Source organism: Brevibacillus sp. FW306-2-1A-C05A (assembly GCF_058781555.1).
On sequence record NZ_JBYSWV010000005.1, the window covers coordinates 1 to 20,142 of the forward strand.

Below are 20,142 nucleotides of genomic sequence, written 5' to 3' on the forward strand. Positions count from 1 at the left end.
TATCGGTTCCGTTTTTCCATGGCTTCATTATAACTTATTTATCACGCTCCCGTGTCTCAGCCTATGGGAGCATTGTAAAGGTTATTTACGTGGTGGAGGAAACGTAATTAATACAACTAAAGTTCAGGCTGTATTTAAAGACGGGAAATTGGTAACATTGTATCCTAAATTAAGATAATCATTAAGATTGGAGGAAAAACATGAATGTTGTAAACCCTCACTTTCTGGATGTTTTTTTAAGACCACTAACGGGTTTAGCTGATGATGATGAAGCTGTAGCACATTATAAAGAAATAGAGTTACAAACAGAGCAACAATATAAAGCAGTCATTAGAGAAACACTTGTTGAGCATTTTAATAATCTTGAGGAAGTGGAAAAGAGAAAATCAAAAATAGCACTCAGCTACTATTTAACTAAACCAGAAATAGATTTTGAAAGAGTATTTTATTCGCTACTTCCACCATTTGATGCCCCACCCAATGCTCGAGATTTCTTTTTATGGCTTTGGGAAGAGCTGTTTATTGGTGAAAGTTTTGAGCTTATTGATGTTGAGTCGTACAAAGTTGTTGCTGATATGTATGAGCCACTTCGTTCAGAAAAGTGATAAAGGTTAATAGGGAATAAGCTGGCTAGAAAATGAGGAAAATGCATTACCCCAAACGAGACTCTCCACTACTCGTCTGGGGTATTTTTTCGTGTAATTGAACTGTACCTAGGGGGAGGTGAACATAATGAATAGATTGCCGTTGGATATTGTCGTCACGTGGAAGACTGCTGGCCACGAAACAGCAGACCGGAAGCGTCACGGATACGACCCACTACGTGTACTTGAACGGGCAAGTGATCGAGGAGCTGACCCAGGACGGACGGCTCAAAGCTCGCAACGTCTTTGGTAACCAACTGATCTGGCGCAAAGACTACACGACGAACCAGGAAGGCACGTACTACTACAACAGCCACGGAGATGTCGTGAAGATCAAAGGTCCGAGCGGGAATGTGTTGAATATGTATGAGTACGACATCTGGGGCAACTTGATTGCGGACAAAGTCAAGGAAACGATGATGAACCCGTTTGCGTATGCAGGGGAAATGTACGACAAGGAGAGTGGGTTTTACTACCTGCGTGCCCGGTATTATGATCCGAAGATGGGGCGGTTTGTGTCGGAGGATACGGTTAAGGGGCAGGTGGATAATCCGCTTAGTTTGAATCGATATACGTATGTGAGTAATAATCCGTTAAAGTTTGTGGATCCGAGTGGTCACATACAGGAGATGACGGGAGGAGTAGGTGGCTTTTCCTCACCGGCAGAAGAATACATGCATTGGGCAAAGGTTGCGGCACGAAGGGCATACGAAGAGGGGATAGAACCCGAAGATGCGGTAAGAAAGTATGTACCAACGCAGTATCAGAGGGAAGTTCTTTCGACAGCTATCGTCACATTTAATAATACGGTTGGCATGAATCATGGGGATGCTCCTGATTTGGGATTGGGTGTTGCTGGTGCGGGGGCAGCAGTAGGGACAATTAGAAATCCAGGTAAAAATGTTGCAAACGGGACGGGTAATGAATTTAATAAAGCAAGTTATCAGAAACCTACAGCCAATAAAACAACATTATGGGATATTACTAAGATATGGTAAAGGCTAATTATAAAGGGAAGCCTATCAATGTTTATGAGGATTCCAATGGCCTTTGGTGGGCAAAGGATTTACAGGGTGATGGAGGTTCAGCATTTAAAGTATTTAAAAGATCAGGTAAAGAATTAAATTGGTATAGAGATGCTGATCCGTATGGAAATTTTATTCCTCTTGATTCAAAGCATAAAGGCCCTGTGGGATTAAAACTAAAAATTCAGTAGGTGTTAAGATATGTATTTGGGAGAAAAAGATGCAAAAAAATTAATATCATTAGGCTTTAAGAGAACATACTATGTGGATGAAATTGCACCATTTGATATTTACAAGCTTAACGATGATGAGTGGTGTGTAGGTGGGAGAATTATTCCCGATGAAATATTGTTATCACCCGAAGAAGTTTATAAAAATGGCTTATGGCTTCCAAACATCTATGACTTAATGTTATGGCTTGAGAGAAACGAATTTAAGTATATTTTAAGTCATAATTATGAAGGTTTATTATACAGAATCGAAGTCTTTGATGAGGATAAAAATATTCTAGTGAAAGCAAAAGGAGGCACAGTAGAAAACGTCTTATTTAAAGCGATTAGTAAATTGTTGGAAATGAAAATATAGAACTATATATAACTCGAAAGCCCCAAACGAGTAACCAACTACTTGTCTGGGGCTTCTTTTTTCCTCTATATGCAGCGCGAACAATATTGATTTTGTGGAACAATTAACAGAATAGAAGATTCTTTGGCATTATGTGTCGTCCAGCAAGTATCAGCAAGCGCCACTCACGATTACCGCTCCGAAGTCCAGTCCCACCAATTTCGCCCGCACAGTGGGGACAAGCAGGAGGTAGCAGATTTTGCCCAGGCGCTGGTGAAGCATCGGGCGAATCCGGCTGAGCTGGAGAAGCTGCTGGCCAAAGACTCGTTGAACCATTTTGCGATGCAAGACTATGTAAAAGGGTTGGCGCTGTTCAAGTCCGTTCAGGTCGTCGAGGCTGTGCCGGAGAAGCTGTACACGGTGACAAAGGAAGATGCCTACAACAATTACCGCGCCATCGTGAAGTTCAAATATGTCGGCTATACGGCAGACAACAAAGCGATCGAAAAAACAGATTGGATCGGCCTCGTTAAACGCGGCAGTATGGACGGGGCCGCCTGGCAGGCATGGGGCGTCATCTGGCAAGATTCCGGGATCGATGTGTCCGATGTGAGGCTGATCCAGCTCGAAAAGCCGCAAAAAGGAGAAGAAATAGGCGTGATAACCACAGATGCGGGGGTCATCAAGCTCAGGCTGTTTCCGGACAAGGCTCCGAAAGCGGTGGAAAACTTTAAGACGCTGGCCAAAAAAGGCGCCTACAACGACATGATTTTTCACCGGGTCATCAACGATTTCATGATTCAGGCAGGCGAACTGACAGGGCCGGATGGCAAGGAGCTGCCGAGCATATACGGCCAAGATTTTGAAGACGAGTTTAACCGCGACCTGTTCAATTTCCGCGGAGCGCTCAGCATGGGCAACGCGGGACCCAATACGAACAGCACACATTTTTATATCGTACAAAGTCCCAAGGTAGATCAGGAGTACCTCGATCTATCCGCGCTCCCACTGAATGCAGAAGCCAAGTACAAGGAAATAGGCGGACGGGCCTACCTGGACAACCGCCACACGGTATTTGGGCATGTGTTTGAAGGGATGGAAGTCGTCGACAAGATTGCCGCGCAAAAAACGGATGAGACGGCAAGGCCGCTGAACAATCCGGTGAAGGTGCAGAAGATCGAGTTTGTCATTTACAATCCGTAAACGCAACAGAAACCAGGTACCCCCTTTCAGCCCGATGCTTTTGGGAGAACAGGGGGCTTTTTGCGAAAAAAAGCAGCTCAAAACGGTTCCCAGCGCAGTTTCCGCGCCTGCTGGAAGCGCTCCTGCACGTAGGGCCAATGGACGATGTTCCACCAGTTTTCCACGTATTTGTCCCGCTGGTTTTGATACTGGAGAAAATAGGCGTGCTCCCAGACGTCCAGCACGAGCAGCGGGACCGTATCCCACTGCGCCAGGTTTTGATGCTTTTCCGCCGTCAAGATTTCCAGGTGCTGGGCGCGCGGTGACCAGACGAGGATCGCCCAGCCGGGGCCTTCCACTTTTCCGGCTGCCTGGGAAAACTGCTGCTTGAATGCGTCAAAAGACCCGAAGTACCGCTGAATCGCTTCAGCCAGATCGCCTGTTGGCGTGCCGCCTCCGTGCGGGCTCATGGACGGCCAGAAAATCGTATGCAAATAATGGCCAGCTCCGTTAAAAGCCAGCTCGCGCTCCCAGTGGCGAATCAAGTCGTAGTTGCCGCTTTGGCGGGCTTCGACCAGCTTTCGCTCCGCCGTATTCAGATCGTCTACGTACTTCTGGTGCAGCTTCTCGTGATGAATGCGCATCGTCTGCTCGTCGATATACGGCTCAAGGGCGTTCGGCGCGTACGGCAGCGGAGGAAGCGTATGACGGCCAGGGGCGACGGGGCGTGCGACGCGAACCGGCTCGCGTGCGGTGTCTCGCACGGCCTGGTAGGCAGCAGGGGCGGGGATGGCGGCCTGGTTCATCTGCACGGGTGTGACTGCGAGCGCCTCCTGTGCTCCTTGAACCGCTTCCGTTTCCAAAAGCTCCTCGTGCGCCATTGTCGGCTCGTCGAACCGTTCATCCTCCGTAAGCTGGGCCAGCCGCAAAAAATGGTGGAACTGCTCCTGTACTTGCTCTGCCCGCGCGATGAGCGCCGGGAGCAACTCTATTGCTTCGGTCTTATCCATCCGCGTAGCCTGTCTTCCTATTTTGGTAAAAGATTCTTCAAATTTGTGCAGATGCCGCTCCAGCTCCCGGTTCAGTGTTTTTTGTCTCCGCAAATGATCGATCCATTGGCAGCCCCACTGACTCCAATCCAGCAATTGCTTGGTTTTCTCTTCCAAAAAAATTCCTCCTCACTTGGGCGCATCTCATTTTCAGATTATGAACGCAGCCCAGAGAAGGTGCGACATTCGCGGAGTACAAGAAAATTAAACTCGGCATATGGTAGTAGCACAAATGTTTGAGTGGTATGCTGTACTATATTCATTACAACAGGGGAGACACATTTGCATGAGTAGAGATGGAGCGATTGCCGTCATTGATTCAGGAGTGGGAGGATTGACCGTAGCCAAAGAAGTCATGCGTCAGCTACCCGAAGAAACGATCATCTACGTAGGAGACAACGCGCGGTGCCCGTACGGCTCCAAGTCCCCGGAAGAGATTCGGACATACAGCTTTCAAATGATTGATTACGTCATGAATACGCCGCTCAAGGCGCTGGTGATTGCCTGCAATACGGCAACAGCGGTCGTCCTGGAGGAAGCGATGGCTTATTTGCCGCTGCCGGTGATCGGGGTGATCGAGCCGGGAGCGCGTGCAGCCGTTTCGGTGACCAAAAATGGACGGGTTGGCGTGATCGGAACCGAGATGACGATTCGCACGAAAGCATACGAACGTGCCCTCTTGCGTGCCGAGCCGGATTTGTATGTGGTGGGCAAGGCTTGTCCGGCGTTCGTGCCGCTGGTGGAAAATCATCAGGCGAACTCGGACCAGGCGCGCATGATCGTAAAAGAAGCATTGGCGCCTTTGCTCGCGGAGAATCTGGACACTTTGATTCTCGGCTGTACCCACTATCCGCTCTTGGCGCCCGTGATCCAGGAGGTCATGGGAGAGGGCGTCCGGTTAATCAGCTCCGCCGAGGAAACAGCGCGCGAGTTGTCCGTCCAGATCGCTCCGTTGGCTGGTCGCGGACAGCAAGAGCCGGGCCAGCATCTGTTCGTCACGAGCGGAGACGCTGAGCGCTTCCGGACGATCGCCGAAGAGTGGCTGGCCAGCAAGGTGAACGTCCTGCATCACTCCCTGGAAAAATCGGTACAGCCGTAAAAACGCGGCTGGCTGTCCTTTTTGCCAGACAAACTTTCAACGCATAAACCCAAGCCCTGCTCGTATACATGGTAGTACAAAGTGTCTGGAGGAGGCTGGGGAAATGAAGATGGGACACATAGGCAAAATGACGGCCGTTCTGGGGGTAAGCGCCGTGCTTTTGTCGGGCTGCGGTCTGTTTGGCCCGGAATCGGAAACGAGCAGCATCGACGCACCGCCACAGTCACAGGTTTCAGCCGATCAGCCAAACGGTACAGTTTCACCCGATGTCGCCGTCCAAGGCAGCGAGCAAGCGGTCCAACAGACAAGTGACAAGACCGTCTATCTGCTCGACGCAAACGGCTACGTCGTACCGGTGTCGCTGACGCTTCCGAAATCAGAAGGTCCTGCCAAGCAAGTGTTGAGCTACATGGTCAAGGGCGGGCCTGTTGAGAGCATGCTGCAGGGAGGCTTTTCAGCCGTGCTGCCGGCAGGGACGGAAGTGAAAGGATTGGTTATCAAAGACGGCGTGGCGACGGTGGACTTTTCCAAAGAGTTCAAAACGTATGAGGAAAAAGACGAGAAAAAAATTCTCGACGCAGTGACGCGGGCGCTGACCGAGTTTTCCAACGTCAAGACGGTGCAAATCTGGGTGAACGGAACACCGCTTACCGAGATGCCGGCCGCCAGCACGCCGATTACGCAGTTGGACCGCAACCACGGGGTCAATCTGGAGCTGGCGGACGGAGCGACACCGGGCAATACGTCAGCGGTCACGGTTTATTTCCAGGGGCAACTGGATGACAAGCGCACGTACTACGTTCCGGTCACCCGGCTCGTTCCGGAGACAGCGGACATCGCCAAGGCGACCGTGGAGGAGCTTATCAAAGGGCCGAAGCAAGGCTCGCAACTGTTCAGCTCCCTGCTGCGGACGACCCGCGTGCTGGACGTAAAACAGGAGAAAGACCTGATTACCGTCAACCTGAGCAGCGACATTCTCAAGTACGACGACGGCAAGGAAGCAAGCCCGGAGGCGCTGCAATCCCTCGTGCTTTCCTTGACGGACTCGACGGGAGCCAAGCAGGTGCAGCTTCTCGTCGAGGGCAAACCGCTTGCCAGCGGCGAGTTTACGAAGCCTGTGAGCCGTCCGTTGCAGCTCAATCCGATCGCGTTTTAATTCCGTCAAGCCTGCCTACCCACGCCCGAATGTTGCGAGCGTGGTTTTTTCTTTTCCAAACATTTTTTCGCGCCCCTTTACCGCCAAAAAAGAGTCAACCGAATATTTGCAATTGCTGTAAATAAGGCAGAGTCGTTTGGGCAGTGGCAGATCGTTTCCTGCCTCTGGTATAATGAGCGGAGTGTATCAAAGCGATTTAGGAGGAACTTGGAATGAGAGTGGATGGCCGTGCCCATGACCAGTTGCGCCCAGTAACGATTACGCGCAATTACATTAAACACGCAGAAGGATCGTGCCTGATCGAAGTCGGAGACACCAAGGTAATTTGTACGGCAACTCTGGAGGATCGGGTACCGCCTTTCATGCGTGGCGGCGGGAAGGGCTGGATCACAGCCGAGTACTCCATGCTTCCCCGCGCGACAGCGACCCGCAACGCGCGTGAGTCTTCCAAAGGCAAGGTCGGAGGACGGACGATGGAAATTCAGCGTCTGATCGGCCGCGCGCTGCGTTCGGTGGTGCATCTGGAGGCGATGGGAGAACGCACGATCTGGCTGGATTGCGACGTGATTCAGGCGGACGGCGGTACGCGCACCGCTTCCATCACGGGCGCGTATGTGGCGATGGTCGACGCGATGCAAAAGCTGGTGGAGAGCGGCGTCTGGAAGCAACTGCCGCTGAACGATTTTCTGGCGGCGACCTCTGTTGGGGTGATCGGCGAAGAGACCGTGCTGGATTTGAACTACAAAGAAGACTCGACAGCGACGGTGGACATGAATGTCGTCATGACAGGCAAAGGCAAGTTCGTCGAGCTGCAAGGCACCGGCGAGGACGCGCCGTTTTCCCCGGAGCAGTTGCAGGAGATGATCGCGCTTGCGAAAATCGGGATCGGCAATCTGATCCAGAGCCAGAAGCAGGCGCTCTCTGATGTTCCCCTGACGTTTGCCGAAAACGTAGCGGAGGAAAGCCATGTCTGATCGAAAAAAAGTCGTCCTGGCGACACGCAACCAGGGAAAAGTGAAAGAGTTCAACCGACTGTTTGCCGATTACGGCTGGGAAGGCATCAGCCTTGCGCAGTACGAGGGCGTGCCGGAAGTGGTGGAGGACGGGGACACGTTTGAAGCCAATGCGCTGAAAAAGGCAATCGAAATCTCTACATACTTGCAACTGCCGGCTCTTGGCGACGACTCCGGGCTGGAGGTGGACGCGCTGGACGGACGCCCGGGCGTCTACTCCGCCCGATACGCCGGGGAAGAAGCGACAGACGAACAAAACTGGCGCAAGCTGCTGCACGAGCTAGAAGACGTGCCGATGGAGCAGCGCACCGCGCGTTTTCGCTGCACGCTGGCGCTGGTCGTTCCGGGCGAGGAGCCGATTATCGCGACAGGCGCCTGTGAAGGGCTGATCGCTCGCGAGCCAAAAGGAACAAACGGCTTCGGCTACGACCCCGTCTTCTACATTCCCGAGCTGGAAAAAAGGATGGCGGAGCTTTTGCCGGAGGAAAAGAACCAGATCAGTCACCGGGCCAAAGCGATGCAGAAGCTCTTGGAAGTGCTGAAATAGCGGGCGCACAGCCTGACAGAAGAGAACACGGGAGAGTGAGGCGCGATGGGCATTCTCGTCGTAAGTGACAGCCACGGTCTTGTCCGCGAAGTTGCTCAGGTGGCAGACCGACATTCGGTCGACAAAATTTTGCATTGCGGCGATTTTTGCGTCGACCACAAGCGCGAGCCGTTTTCCCGGATGACGCTTGTGCGAGGCAACTGTGATGCGACTTCTGAGGTTCCTGTCGAGCAGCAGACCAACTGGCGGGACCTGCACATCCTGCAAACGCACGGGCACCTGTTCGGAGTCAAAAGCTCGCTCCTTCGCCTGCATTACCGGGCCGAGGAAGTCGGCGCAAACGTGGTCGTCTTCGGTCACTCGCACGTTCCGGCCTGTGGCGTGGAGCGGGATATTCTGTTTTTGAATCCGGGCAGCCTGCAGTTGCCGAGAGGCTTTGACGTGCCGACCTACGCGATCATCGAGGAGACGGGCGTCACGCCAAAAACGGTTCAGGTGGCCGTCACCTTTTACGACTACCAGGGCAACGTGGTGCGTGATTTGGGCGGAAGCTATTCGATTCGGCGTTGAATCGAGTGGCATCTTGTCAAATAAAAGATTTATGCTATACTAGAATGGTTATAATGGCTAGAATATTATCATCCGAGCCTGCGAAGATACCATGGCGCGGCTGGCGATGTTCTGTTGATTCGATTTAGGAGGGGAAGTTTACGTGGCAGCAAATTGGGAAAAGGTAGAGAATAACCAGGGAGTCCTGACGGTTGAAGTAGATGCTTCGCAAGTAGACGCAGCATTGGATCAAGCGTTTAAAAAAGTTGTGCAAAAGGTTCAGGTTCCAGGATTCCGCAAAGGAAAAGTACCGCGCAAAATGTTCGAATCCCGTTTTGGTGTGGAGTCTCTGTACCAAGACGCGCTCGATATTCTGCTTCCAGCCGCTTACGGACAAGCTGTTCGTGAAACTGGCATCGAGCCGGTAGATCGTCCAGAAGTAGACGTAGAGCAAATGGAAAAAGGGAAAAACCTGATCTTCAAAGCTACTGTAACCGTGAAGCCAGAAGTGAAGCTCGGCGACTACAAAGGTCTGACCATCGAAGAAAAAGACTTCACTGTGACTGACGAGACCGTGGATGCTGAACTGAAGCGCATGCAAGAGCGTCACGCTGAACTGGTAGCAGTAGAAGAAGGCGCTGCCCAAGAAGGCGACATCGTTGTCATTGATTTCGAAGGTTTCCAAGACGGTGTTGCATTCGAAGGCGGAAAAGCAGAAGACTACTCTCTGGAACTGGGTTCCGGCACTTTCATCGCTGGCTTTGAAGAGCAACTCGTAGGTCTTGCTATCGGCGATGAAAAAGAAATCAAGGTAACCTTCCCGGAAGAGTACCATTCTCCTAACCTCGCTGGCAAAGAAGCGGTATTCAAAGTGAAATTGAACAGCCTGAAGCGCAAAAACCTGCCAGTGCTGGACGACGAGTTCGCAAAAGACGTGAGCGAGTTCGACACGCTGGAAGAGCTGAAAGCTGACACCAAGAAAAAACTCGAAGAAAAAGCTGCGCAAGAAAAAGAACAGTATGTTCGCGAACAACTGGTTCTGAAAGCAGCGGAAAACGCGGAAATCGATCTGCCGGCTGTGATGGTTGAGCACGAGCTGGACCAAATGGTGAACGAGTTCGGCCAACGCCTCCAATACCAAGGCATGACACTGGAGCTGTACTACCAGTTCTCCGGTATGGACGAAAGCCAACTGCGCGACCAACTGCGTGCAGATGCGACCTCCCGCGTGCGCACATCTTTGACACTGGAAGCAATCGGCAAAGCGGAAAAAATCGAAGCGACAGAAGAAGATGTAACCGAAGAGCTGAACAAGCTGGCTGGCGTTTACGGCCGTCCTGCTGACGAGCTGCGCAAAATCTTCACTGCCCAAGACAACATGCTGGCACTGTACCGCGACGTGCAAATTCGCAAAACAGTCGATTTCCTGGTTGCACAAAGCAAAGTAAGCGCATAAGCTTAGGAAGAACGCATGATTGGCCAGTGGTCAGGCTCTCTTGGCCACTGGCTGTACCAACTACAAGGCACGATGCACTCGTGCCTTGTTTTTCCACCATCGACTTTTTGGTAAAATCCTTCTCAACTAAAGGGCGACCCCTTTTACCGCAAAGGAGGAAAGATACATAATGCTGATCCCAATGGTCATCGAGCAAACAAGCAGAGGCGAGCGCTCCTACGATATTTACTCGCGCCTCTTGAAAGACCGGATTATTCTGCTCGGCACGGAGATTGACGATGAAGTTGCCAATCTGGTAGTGGCCCAACTGCTCTTTTTGCAGGCGGAAGATCCGGAAAAAGACATTTCGCTATACATAAACTCTCCAGGCGGTTCTGTAACAGCAGGTATGGCTATCTACGACACGATGCAGTACATCAAGCCGGATGTGTCCACGATTTGCGTGGGCATGGCTGCCAGCATGGGAGCGTTTCTCCTCGCTGCTGGCGCCAAAGGCAAGCGCTTTGCTTTGCCAAACAGCGAAGTGATGATTCATCAGCCACTCGGAGGCGTGCGTGGACAGGCAGAGGACATCCGTATTCACGCGGAATGGATTCTGAAAACGAAGCGCCAACTGAACCAGATTTTGTCCGAGCGTACAGGTCAACCGTATGAGCGGGTCGAGCTGGATACCGATCGCGACAACTTCATGAGTGCAGAAGAAGCCAAGGCCTATGGATTGATTGACACGATTATCGAACGCAAAAACTGACCCGTTGTGAGGTGAAGCGCATGTTTAAGTTTAACGACGACAAAGGCCAACTGAAGTGCTCCTTCTGCGGCAAGTCCCAGGAACAGGTGCGCAAGCTGGTAGCCGGTCCTGGCGTTTACATTTGTGACGAGTGTATCGAACTGTGCAACGAAATTGTGCAGGAAGAGCTGGGCACGGAAGAAGAAATCGACATGAAAGAAATTCCGAAGCCTGTGGAAATCCGCAAAATCTTGGACGACTATGTCATCGGCCAGGACTTGGCGAAAAAATCGCTGTCTGTAGCGGTGTACAACCACTACAAGCGGATTAACTCCGGGGCGAAGATCGAGGATGTGGAGCTGCAAAAGTCCAACATTCTGCTGATCGGGCCGACAGGTAGCGGGAAAACGTTGCTCGCGCAAACGCTGGCGCGCATCTTGAACGTGCCGTTTGCGATCGCGGACGCCACCTCTCTGACGGAGGCCGGCTACGTGGGCGAAGACGTGGAAAACATTTTGCTCAAGCTGATCCAGGCTGCTGACTACGATGTGGAAAAAGCCGAAAAAGGCATCATCTACATCGATGAAATTGATAAAGTCGCACGCAAGTCGGAAAACCCTTCGATTACGCGCGACGTTTCCGGCGAAGGCGTGCAGCAGGCTCTCCTGAAAATTTTGGAGGGCACGGTTGCCAGCGTTCCACCGCAAGGCGGACGCAAGCATCCGCATCAGGAATTTATCCAGATCGACACGTCGAACATTTTGTTCATCTGTGGCGGTGCATTCGATGGGGTAGAGCAAATCATCAAGCGTCGTCTGGGCAAAAAGGTAATCGGCTTCGGCGCTGATTTTGCCGATGGTGTCAAAGGCGATCTGAAAGCAGGCGAGTACCTCAAGTACATCCTGCCGGAAGACTTGCTGAAATTCGGCCTGATCCCAGAGTTCGTCGGCCGTTTGCCAGTTCTGGCTACATTGGAGCCGCTGGACGAGGAGACGCTCGTGCGCATCTTGACCGAGCCGAAAAACTCGCTGGTGAAGCAGTATCAAAAACTGCTCAGCCTGGACGGCGTCGAGCTGGAGTTTGATGCCGGCGCCCTCCTGCAAATTGCCAAAGAGGCGATCAAGCGCAATACCGGTGCGCGCGGACTGCGTGCCATCATCGAGCAGATCATGCTCGACATGATGTATGAGCTGCCTTCCCGCGAGGACGTGACCAAGTGCGTCATCACGGAAGAAACGGTGCGCGACAAAGTGAAGCCGCGCCTTATGACCAAAGAAGGCCGCGAGTTGCACGGCGAAACTGCATAATCGTTGTTTGAGCGAACCATCCCGCTTTTGCGGGGTGGTTTTTGTTTTTTCAAGAGACGTTGCTACCTTCTTCCATATTCATCCAGTTGGCTTTGCGGGTTTATGGTTTACGTACTCGTTTGCGGGGCAATACTACTTGATATCGTTGAAGAGACGCTTTTACATATGCGTAAAAAAGCTGCAAGGACGCATGGGAGGGACTGCATATGGACTATACCACGTTGGTCATTGCTGTCATTGAAGTGGTTGTTGGAATTGTGATTGGCACCTACTTCTGGAATTTGCTGCGAGCGCAGAGAAACACGAAAACTTCCACGGAAAAAGAATCGCGAAAAGATCTGGACACGATTCGCAGAATGAGAATGATCGCCTTGACAGAACCGTTGTCAGAAAAAACACGGCCCGCTACCCTGGAGGAAATCGTAGGGCAGGAGGATGGGCTGCGGGCGTTGCGTGCCGCGCTGTGCGGACCGAACCCGCAGCACGTCATCATCTACGGACCGCCGGGAGTGGGCAAGACCGCTGCTGCCCGGGTCGTGCTGGAAGAAGCGAAGAAAAACAAGCTTTCGCCTTTTAATGCGGACGCCAAGTTTATCGAAATTGACGCGACGATTGCCCGGTTTGACGAGCGGGGGATTGCGGACCCGCTGATCGGCTCTGTTCACGACCCGATCTACCAAGGGGCGGGCTCGCTCGGTCAGGCCGGCATTCCCCAGCCGAAGCCGGGCGCGGTAACGAAAGCGCACGGAGGCATGCTTTTTCTCGATGAGATCGGGGAGCTTCACCCTGTGCAAATGAACAAGCTGCTGAAAGTGCTCGAAGACCGCAAAGTCATGCTGGAAAGCGCCTATTACAGCGAGGAAAACAATCAGATTCCGTCGCATATTCACGATGTGTTCAAATATGGGCTGCCTGCCGATTTTCGTCTGGTCGGCGCGACGACAAGGCTGCCTGAAGAGCTTCCTGCCGCCCTGCGCTCTCGTTGTCTGGAGATTTTCTTCCGGCCGTTGAAAGGCGCGGAAATCGGCAGCATCGTGCGCACAGCCGTTCCCAAGATGCAGATGACCATCGAGGACAGTGCAGTGGCAGTCATCGAGCGTTACGCCACCAATGGCCGCGAAGCGATCAACACGCTGCAAATCGCCGCAGGGATTGCGCTCACCGAGGAACGCAATACGATCATCGCGCAAGATGTGGAGTGGGTCGTACACAGCAGCCAAAAATCGCCGCGCCCCGAAAAGCAGGTGCACGATACGCCACAGGTGGGGCTGGTGAACGGGCTTGCCGTTTACGGGCCGAACATGGGCAGCGTCATGGAGCTGGAAGTGACGGCTACGCCAACCGCCGTGCCTGGTCAGGGGCGAATGACGATGACGGGCATGGCCGAGGAAGAGGAAATGGGCAGCCGCAGCCGCACGATTCGCCGGAAGTCCATGGCCAAAGGGTCGATCGAAAACGTCCTGACCGTGTTGAACCGGATGGGAGTTCGTCCGTACGATTACGATCTGCATGTCAACTTCCCGGGCGGAGTCCCTGTCGACGGACCTTCCGCAGGGATCGCGATTGCGGTCGCCATCTATTCGGCGATTATGGAAGTGCCGGTAGACAACCTGCTCGCCATGACGGGCGAAGTGAGCATTCACGGCAAGGTGAAGCCGGTGGGCGGCGTGGTCGCCAAGGTCGAGGCGGCCCGGCAGGCGGGAGCGACGCGCGTGCTGATTCCCGAAGAAAACTGGCAGAGCATTTTCGCTGACATGAAGGGCATCGAGGTGATTCCGGTTTCGACCGTCTCGCAAGTCATGGAACTGGCTGTGCCGAAGGTCGCTGTGCAGGATGAGGAAGCGCCTGGATTTACCTTGCAGATTCCGGCGGAGGATTTGGCCTCCTCGCCAATGACGCTCTAACAGTCGCAAGCGCCCGCGGATTAGACATCGGATTGTGTTTGCGCTACAATGGTAAAAAGCTTCTGCTTGCAAAGAGCCCGGGGCCCTACCCGGCCTGTAACGGGCTCCCAAATGCTGGGGATGGACGCGTCAGAATGACTGTCTGTTCTACGTGTCGTTTGGGGTGATTCGGATATGCCGGGTGGGCAAAAAACGGCTTTGGGAGCCGTTTTTGTCTGTTATCAGGCTCTTGGCAAGAAGGGATAGATCAACAAGGAGAGGTGCATCCGCTTGGGCGAACGTTCCGGTAAACGAGAATTACCGCTTCTCCCGTTGCGAGGATTGCTTGTGTATCCGACCATGGTACTCCACCTGGACGTTGGACGGGAAAAGTCCATCCGCGCACTGGAGCAAGCCATGGTGGACGACAACAAGATTTTGCTTGCGACTCAGGAAGAGGTCCACATAGAGGAGCCAGATGCAGAGCAAATCTACAGCATCGGTACCGTTGCGCGCGTGAAACAAATGCTGAAGCTGCCAAACGGCACAATTCGTGTGCTGGTAGAGGGGCTGCAACGCGCAAAGATTGAGGAATATCTTCAACAGGAAGATTATTTCGTCGTGTCCATTACATACTTGCAAGAGGAAAAAACGGAGGAAAATGAAGTAGAAGCTCTGATGCGTTCGCTGCTCAACCACTTCGAGCAATACATCAAGCTGTCGAAAAAAGTTTCCCCCGAGACGCTTACATCCGTAACAGACATCGAAGAACCGGGCCGACTGGCTGACGTGATTGCTTCCCATCTGCCGCTGAAAATGAAGGACAAACAGGAGATTTTGGAGACGGTCAACATCAAGGAGCGGCTCGAAATTCTTTTGGATATTTTGAACAACGAGCGCGAGGTGCTGGAGCTGGAGCGCAAGATCGGCAACCGCGTGAAAAAGCAGATGGAGCGCACGCAAAAGGAATACTACTTGCGTGAGCAGATGAAAGCCATTCAAAAGGAGCTCGGCGATAAGGACGGCCGTCAGGGAGAAGTGGATGAGCTGCGCGCGCAGTTGGAGAAATCCGACGCTCCCGAAAGAATCAAGGCGAAAATCGAAAAAGAGCTGGAACGACTGGAAAAGATGCCAGCCACTTCTGCGGAAGGCTCGGTCATCCGGACGTACATCGACACGCTGCTCGCTCTGCCGTGGACGAAGACGACGGTGGACAATCTCGACATTCACCACGCGCAAGAAGTGCTCGACGAGGATCACTACGGTCTGGAAAAGCCGAAGGAGCGCGTGCTGGAATATTTGGCTGTGCAAAAGCTCGTCAACTCGATGCGCGGGCCGATTCTCTGTCTGGTTGGACCTCCCGGCGTCGGGAAAACTTCCCTCGCGCGCTCGATCGCACGCGCACTGGAGCGCAAGTTCGTGCGCATTTCGCTCGGGGGCGTGCGTGACGAAGCCGAGATTCGCGGGCATCGCCGCACCTACGTGGGCGCGCTGCCAGGCCGCATCATCCAGGGGATGAAGCAGGCGGGCACGATCAATCCGGTCTTTTTGCTTGATGAGATCGACAAGCTGGCGTCCGATTTCCGGGGCGATCCGGCATCGGCGCTCCTGGAAGTGCTGGACCCGAACCAAAACGACAAGTTCAGCGACCACTATGTCGAAGAGACGTACGACTTGACGAATGTCATGTTCATCACGACGGCGAACAGCCTCGACACGATTCCGCGCCCGCTTTTGGACCGGATGGAGGTCATTTCGATCTCCGGCTACACCGAGCTGGAGAAGCTCAACATCATGCGCGGCTACTTGCTGCCGAAGCAGATGGAAGAACACGGGCTTGGCAAGGATAAGCTGCAAGTGCACGAGGACGCCATGCTCAAGCTCATCCGCCTGTACACGCGCGAAGCTGGCGTGCGCAATCTGAACCGCGAAGCCGCCAACGTCTGCCGGAAAGCCGCCAAGCTGATCGTCAGCGGGGAGAAAAAGCGCGTCGTCGTCACCGCGAAGACACTGGAGACGCTGCTCGGCAAACCGCGCTACCGCTATGGCCTGGCGGAGAAAAAAGACCAGATCGGCTCGGTGACGGGCCTCGCCTGGACGCAGGCAGGCGGCGATACGCTGAACGTAGAGGTCAGCATCCTGCCAGGAAAAGGAAAACTCACCTTGACCGGAAAGCTCGGCGATGTCATGAAGGAATCCGCGCAGGCGGCCTTCAGCTACATTCGCTCGCGTGCCGAGCAGTGGGGGATTGACCCGCTTTTCCACGAGAAAAACGACATCCACATCCACGTTCCGGAGGGCGCGATTCCAAAAGACGGCCCGTCCGCAGGAATTACGATGGCGACCGCACTTGTATCGGCGCTCGCGCAAATCCCTGTGAAAAAAGAAGTGGGGATGACGGGCGAAATCACCCTGCGCGGAAGAGTTTTGCCGATTGGCGGCCTGAAGGAAAAGTGCATGTCCGCGCATCGCGCTGGCTTGACGACGATTATTTTGCCAAAAGACAACGAGAAAGACATTGAAGATATACCGGAGAGCGTGCGAAAAGAACTGACCTTCTATCCGGTCGAGCACTTGGATGAAGTGTTGCGCCACGCCCTGACCAGACAGCCGACAGCAGGTGAAAAATCATGAAAGTAACTTCAGCCGAGTTCGTCATCAGCGCTGTCGGACCGAAGCAATACCCGGAGGACGGCCTGCACGAGATCGCTCTCGTCGGCCGCTCCAACGTGGGCAAGTCTTCGCTGCTCAACAAAATGATGAACCGCAAAGGGCTCGCGCGCATCAGCTCGCGGCCAGGGAAGACCCAGACGCTGAACTACTTCCGCGTCAACCAGATGCTCTACTTCGTCGACTTTCCCGGCTACGGCTACGCCAAGGTTGCGAAGACGATCAAGGAACAATGGGGAAAGATGATCGAGGGCTATCTGAAAAAACGGAAAGAGCTGCGGTTCGTCATCCAGCTCGTCGACATTCGCCACGCTCCTTCCAAGGACGACGTGGCGATGTACGAATGGTGCAAACAGATCGGCATTCCGACGGTCGTCGTCGCGACCAAGGGCGACAAAATTGCCCGCGGACGCTGGCTGCAACATACGAAGATCATCCGCCAGACGTTGAACATGCGCGGTGACGATACGATCATCGTGTTTTCTTCGGAGACAGGTCAAGGCAAGGATGAGCTGTGGGGCGAAATCTTGCGCCGACTGCGGGAAAAAGACCAGCCTGCGCAGGTGGAAGCAGCGGAGGCGACTGACGCTTCTGTGTCGGCAGCAGCCGCGAGCGAGCGGGAACAGTAACGCAGATACCGTCAAAGACCCAATCCGCAAGTGGGAAGGGGAGGCAGCTTTTGTGAGCAAACTGGCTTGCTTTGCCGTACGCGGTGTGATCGAAGGCTTCTACGGAACGCCCTGGACGCATGCAGAGCGGCTGGACATGATTGATTTTTTGCATCGGCACGATTACAATGCGTATTTCTACTCGCCCAAAGACGATGTATATTTGCGGGAGCGATGGATGGAGCCGCATCCGGAAGCGGCGATGCGCCAACTGGACGAATTGATCGCAAGCGCCCTGGGACGGGGCATGCAGTTTGTGTACTGTCTAAGCCCCGGCCTCAGCATGGAATATGCGAGTCCGGCCCACACGGAGCTGCTTTTGAAAAAATATCGGACGATGTACGACAAAGGCGTCCGGTATTTTTCCTTGTTGTTCGACGACATCCCGATGCACCTGCTGCATGAACGGGATGTCGCGCAGTTTGCCCACCTGGCAGATGCTCACGTGCAGACTACCCGGCGCGTCTGGGAGTCGATGCAGGAGTGGGGAGAGCCAGTCAAGCTGGTCGTCTGCCCGACCCAGTACAACGGCATTGGCAAAGAGCCGTACATCCAGCACCTGGGCCGGCATTTGCCCGAAGAGATTGACTTGTTCTGGACGGGGCGGTTTGTCTGCTCGCCGTACCTGACGGATGGCGATGCGGTTCGCTTCGGCGAATATACGGGGCACAAGCCGTTTTACTGGGATAACTACCCCGTCAACGACCTGGCGATGGCAAGCGAGCTGCATATCGGCCCATTGCGCCATCGCGACCCGGACTTGTGGCAGCACGCCGCAGGCTACGTGGCAAACGCGATGTCGCTGCCTGAATGCTCGAAAATTCCGTTGATGACGACGGCCGCCTATTTGCGCGATCCGCAAGGCTACGATCCGGACGCGGCCTGGAAGCAGGCGGTGGAGGAAGTGGCGGGCAAGGACGATGCCGAAGCGTTCTTCACGTTTGCCGACAATGTGCAAAGCTCGTTTTTGTGCGAAGGCGAGTCGCCGCGCCTGCTCGAAGCGTTTCTTGCTTTTCGCTTCCAGTTTTTGCAGGGAGATCGGAACAAGGCAGTCTCCGAGCTGACCTTGCTGTTTCGCGAGATGGAGCAAACCGCCCACCAGTTGCTCGGCGGGATGAGCAACCTCAAGCTCGCGAAGGAAGCGCGGCCGTGGATTGAAAAATACCGCCATTGGGCCAAAGTCGGCCAGTCTGCCGTCGCGCTGATCGACCACGGAACGAGCGGCAAAATCCCGCAAGCCGCCTACCACCTGCTGCGGCTCAAGCAGTGGATCAAGCGCACGGAGCGCTTGCCGCAAAAAGTGTGCGGACAGGTCATGCAGTTGTTTGTGGACGCGATCTTGCAGGAGGTCAGAAAGAGCAACTGACCAGGCGATTGTCTTGCCGGGGGCTTTCGGCGTTTTCGCGAAAAAAGGTTCCTTTCCCTTGGGGGAGAAGGAACCTTTTTTGTGCAAGGCTGCGTCAATGGCTTGGGATTGGCACAGCCAATGTTTCGAATCAGTCAGGCCGACTCGCGGCCTTCCTTTGCCTTGCCTTTGCGCGAGCGCGCTTGCGCAAGCCACTGTCCGATCGGAAGCTCTGCCAAAATCATCCCGGTAAAAATCATCAGGCAGCCGATCAACTGTCTGCCGCTCAGTACCTCGTGGATAAAGACGTACGAAGTCAGCGCGGCGAACACAGGCTCCAGCGCGAAAATGAGCGCCACGCGTGTGGAGCTAGTTTGCTTTTGCAAAGCCGTCTGGGCCAAAAAGGCGAGGGCCGTTGCAAAGATCGAGGTGACGATCAACCCTGTCGCTACTTCCGGGATGAACAGGATCGCCGGATCAAACGCCCGGCTCCAGTCCTCGAAGAAAAAGGAGTAGAGCCAGCTCATGACCGCAACCGTCCCGAGCTGAACGATCGCAAGCGGCAATGCCGCGAAGCGCGGCGCGTATTTTCCGGTAAAGACGATCTGCATGGCGAAGCAAATCGCACAGCCGAACACGAGCGCGTCCCCCAGGTTGAACGAGAAGGTCTGATTTTGTGTCAAAAGATACAAGCCTGCTGCTGCGAGGATGACGCCGATCACCGCCACAGGCTTGATCCTGTCGCGCAAAAGCAAAAAGGAGAACAGCGGAACCAGTACGACAGACAAGCCCGTAATGAATCCGGCTTTGGAAGGCGTCGTGTACAAAAGGCCGACCGTTTGCAGCGCGTAACCGAGACAGAGCCAAAAGCCGAGGATGATCCCGGCGCGAACGATCGGGCCGCGGAATGCTGCGAGCTGGTGGCGAGAGCGAATCAGGAAAATGACGAGCAAAAACAGGGCGGCCACCGTGAAGCGAACAGCGTTGAACGTGTTAGGGGGCAGTGAGGCGATTGCCTGCTGCACGATCAAAAACGTGGTTCCCCAGACCAAAGCGATCAGAAGCAGCGTTATATCTGCCATCCATGGTTTTTTCAATGCTTCTTTTCTCTCCTCCCGGTTTGTTTACGAAACTTTATTTTTGTAGACGTATATCCAGCATCATACGTGATTCGCAACGGGATTTCAAGCGGATTCGTGCGCCATTTGTCGCTTTTTGCCGCCGTTTCAAGCTATGTTTTCGACTCTATCAGCGC

18 protein-coding genes and 1 pseudogene are annotated in these 20,142 nt (G+C 53.8%); 17 read left to right on the plus strand and 2 right to left on the minus strand.

Annotation, left to right across the window (positions count from 1 at the left end; all coding sequences use genetic code 11):
* The first annotated feature begins 200 nt into the window (after positions 1-200).
* The 5 genes and pseudogenes from AC3WJN_RS05960 to AC3WJN_RS05980 all read left to right on the plus strand — a co-directional run bounded on the left by AC3WJN_RS05960 (position 201) and on the right by AC3WJN_RS05980 (position 3,436).
* Entirely contained in the window at positions 201-605 is a 405-nt protein-coding gene (locus tag AC3WJN_RS05960; RefSeq protein WP_005837297.1) for a hypothetical protein, read from the plus strand.
* Between the two features lie 161 nt (positions 606-766).
* Positions 767-1,271 (plus strand): annotated as a pseudogene (locus AC3WJN_RS05965) (RHS repeat-associated core domain-containing protein); the annotation flags it as partial.
* A gap of 364 nt (positions 1,272-1,635) precedes the next feature.
* Complete coding sequence (locus AC3WJN_RS05970; protein ID WP_129552222.1) at positions 1,636-1,860, plus strand: hypothetical protein; 225 nt, start codon at positions 1,636-1,638, stop codon at positions 1,858-1,860.
* A 10-nt stretch (positions 1,861-1,870) separates the two neighbouring features.
* Positions 1,871-2,254, plus strand: coding sequence for a hypothetical protein (locus AC3WJN_RS05975; protein WP_005826558.1), 384 nt, complete (start codon positions 1,871-1,873; stop codon positions 2,252-2,254).
* A 123-nt stretch (positions 2,255-2,377) separates the two neighbouring features.
* On the plus strand, positions 2,378-3,436 hold the full coding sequence (locus AC3WJN_RS05980; RefSeq protein ID WP_007782499.1) for a peptidylprolyl isomerase: 1,059 nt from the start codon (positions 2,378-2,380) through the stop codon (positions 3,434-3,436).
* A 77-nt stretch (positions 3,437-3,513) separates the two neighbouring features.
* Here AC3WJN_RS05980 and AC3WJN_RS05985 read toward each other — a convergent pair whose 3' ends face one another.
* A complete protein-coding gene (locus tag AC3WJN_RS05985; RefSeq protein ID WP_005826554.1) occupies positions 3,514-4,581 on the minus strand; it encodes a superoxide dismutase in 1,068 nt (355 codons plus the stop codon).
* A 169-nt stretch (positions 4,582-4,750) separates the two neighbouring features.
* On the opposite strand from AC3WJN_RS05985, the gene racE reads away from it, so the two are divergent.
* The 12 genes from racE to AC3WJN_RS06045 all read left to right on the plus strand — a co-directional run bounded on the left by racE (position 4,751) and on the right by AC3WJN_RS06045 (position 18,908).
* Positions 4,751-5,563, plus strand: a complete 813-nt coding sequence (racE, locus tag AC3WJN_RS05990) for a glutamate racemase (protein WP_007782495.1) — start codon at positions 4,751-4,753, stop codon at positions 5,561-5,563.
* A gap of 103 nt (positions 5,564-5,666) precedes the next feature.
* Positions 5,667-6,719, plus strand: coding sequence for a GerMN domain-containing protein (locus tag AC3WJN_RS05995; RefSeq protein WP_007782493.1), 1,053 nt, complete (start codon positions 5,667-5,669; stop codon positions 6,717-6,719).
* A gap of 212 nt (positions 6,720-6,931) precedes the next feature.
* A complete protein-coding gene (gene rph, locus AC3WJN_RS06000; RefSeq protein ID WP_007782491.1) occupies positions 6,932-7,693 on the plus strand; it encodes a ribonuclease PH in 762 nt (253 codons plus the stop codon).
* Positions 7,686-8,279, plus strand: coding sequence for an XTP/dITP diphosphatase (locus AC3WJN_RS06005; protein ID WP_005826547.1), 594 nt, complete (start codon positions 7,686-7,688; stop codon positions 8,277-8,279). Before rph ends, AC3WJN_RS06005 begins: the two co-directional genes overlap by 8 nt.
* 45 nt (positions 8,280-8,324) lie before the next feature.
* Positions 8,325-8,849 (plus strand): metallophosphoesterase family protein, encoded by a 525-nt coding sequence (locus AC3WJN_RS06010; RefSeq protein WP_005826546.1) that lies wholly within the window; start codon positions 8,325-8,327, stop codon positions 8,847-8,849.
* Positions 8,850-8,991: 142 nt separating this feature from the next.
* Positions 8,992-10,284, plus strand: a complete 1,293-nt coding sequence (tig, locus tag AC3WJN_RS06015) for a trigger factor (protein WP_005826545.1) — start codon at positions 8,992-8,994, stop codon at positions 10,282-10,284.
* Positions 10,285-10,453: 169 nt separating this feature from the next.
* Positions 10,454-11,035: an ATP-dependent Clp endopeptidase proteolytic subunit ClpP gene (clpP, locus tag AC3WJN_RS06020; RefSeq protein ID WP_005826544.1), complete on the plus strand. Its 582-nt coding sequence runs from the start codon at positions 10,454-10,456 to the stop codon at positions 11,033-11,035.
* Between the two features lie 20 nt (positions 11,036-11,055).
* On the plus strand, positions 11,056-12,321 hold the full coding sequence (clpX, locus tag AC3WJN_RS06025; protein WP_005826543.1) for an ATP-dependent protease ATP-binding subunit ClpX: 1,266 nt from the start codon (positions 11,056-11,058) through the stop codon (positions 12,319-12,321).
* Positions 12,322-12,527: 206 nt separating this feature from the next.
* A complete protein-coding gene (lonB, locus tag AC3WJN_RS06030) occupies positions 12,528-14,225 on the plus strand; it encodes an ATP-dependent protease LonB (protein WP_005826542.1) in 1,698 nt (565 codons plus the stop codon).
* Positions 14,226-14,495: 270 nt separating this feature from the next.
* Positions 14,496-16,838 (plus strand): endopeptidase La, encoded by a 2,343-nt coding sequence (gene lon, locus AC3WJN_RS06035; RefSeq protein ID WP_007782486.1) that lies wholly within the window; start codon positions 14,496-14,498, stop codon positions 16,836-16,838.
* A complete protein-coding gene (gene yihA / locus AC3WJN_RS06040; RefSeq protein WP_005826540.1) occupies positions 16,835-17,503 on the plus strand; it encodes a ribosome biogenesis GTP-binding protein YihA/YsxC in 669 nt (222 codons plus the stop codon). Before lon ends, yihA begins: the two co-directional genes overlap by 4 nt.
* A 52-nt stretch (positions 17,504-17,555) precedes the next feature.
* Positions 17,556-18,908 carry a protein O-GlcNAcase gene (locus AC3WJN_RS06045; RefSeq protein WP_005826539.1) on the plus strand — a complete coding sequence of 451 codons (1,353 nt, stop codon included), beginning with the start codon at positions 17,556-17,558 and terminating at the stop codon, positions 18,906-18,908.
* Positions 18,909-19,042: 134 nt separating this feature from the next.
* Here AC3WJN_RS06045 and AC3WJN_RS06050 read toward each other — a convergent pair whose 3' ends face one another.
* Positions 19,043-19,984, minus strand: coding sequence for a DMT family transporter (locus AC3WJN_RS06050; protein ID WP_005826538.1), 942 nt, complete (start codon positions 19,982-19,984; stop codon positions 19,043-19,045).
* Positions 19,985-20,142 lie beyond the last annotated feature (158 nt).

What these genes read in the sequence shown, in the direction of transcription:
- lonB (WP_005826542.1), top strand. Translation starts at nt 12,528, where the DNA reads ATGGACTATACCACGTTGGTCATTGCTGTCATTGAAGTGGTTGTTGGA.
- AC3WJN_RS05960 (WP_005837297.1), top strand. Translation starts at nt 201, where the DNA reads ATGAATGTTGTAAACCCTCACTTTCTGGATGTTTTTTTAAGACCACTA.
- AC3WJN_RS06010 (WP_005826546.1), top strand. Translation starts at nt 8,325, where the DNA reads ATGGGCATTCTCGTCGTAAGTGACAGCCACGGTCTTGTCCGCGAAGTT.
- yihA (WP_005826540.1), top strand. Translation starts at nt 16,835, where the DNA reads ATGAAAGTAACTTCAGCCGAGTTCGTCATCAGCGCTGTCGGACCGAAG.
- AC3WJN_RS06005 (WP_005826547.1), top strand. Translation starts at nt 7,686, where the DNA reads ATGTCTGATCGAAAAAAAGTCGTCCTGGCGACACGCAACCAGGGAAAA.
- clpX (WP_005826543.1), top strand. Translation starts at nt 11,056, where the DNA reads ATGTTTAAGTTTAACGACGACAAAGGCCAACTGAAGTGCTCCTTCTGC.
- AC3WJN_RS05970 (WP_129552222.1), top strand. Translation starts at nt 1,636, where the DNA reads ATGGTAAAGGCTAATTATAAAGGGAAGCCTATCAATGTTTATGAGGAT.
- rph (WP_007782491.1), top strand. Translation starts at nt 6,932, where the DNA reads ATGAGAGTGGATGGCCGTGCCCATGACCAGTTGCGCCCAGTAACGATT.
- racE (WP_007782495.1), top strand. Translation starts at nt 4,751, where the DNA reads ATGAGTAGAGATGGAGCGATTGCCGTCATTGATTCAGGAGTGGGAGGA.
- AC3WJN_RS05975 (WP_005826558.1), top strand. Translation starts at nt 1,871, where the DNA reads ATGTATTTGGGAGAAAAAGATGCAAAAAAATTAATATCATTAGGCTTT.
- clpP (WP_005826544.1), top strand. Translation starts at nt 10,454, where the DNA reads ATGCTGATCCCAATGGTCATCGAGCAAACAAGCAGAGGCGAGCGCTCC.
- AC3WJN_RS05995 (WP_007782493.1), top strand. Translation starts at nt 5,667, where the DNA reads ATGAAGATGGGACACATAGGCAAAATGACGGCCGTTCTGGGGGTAAGC.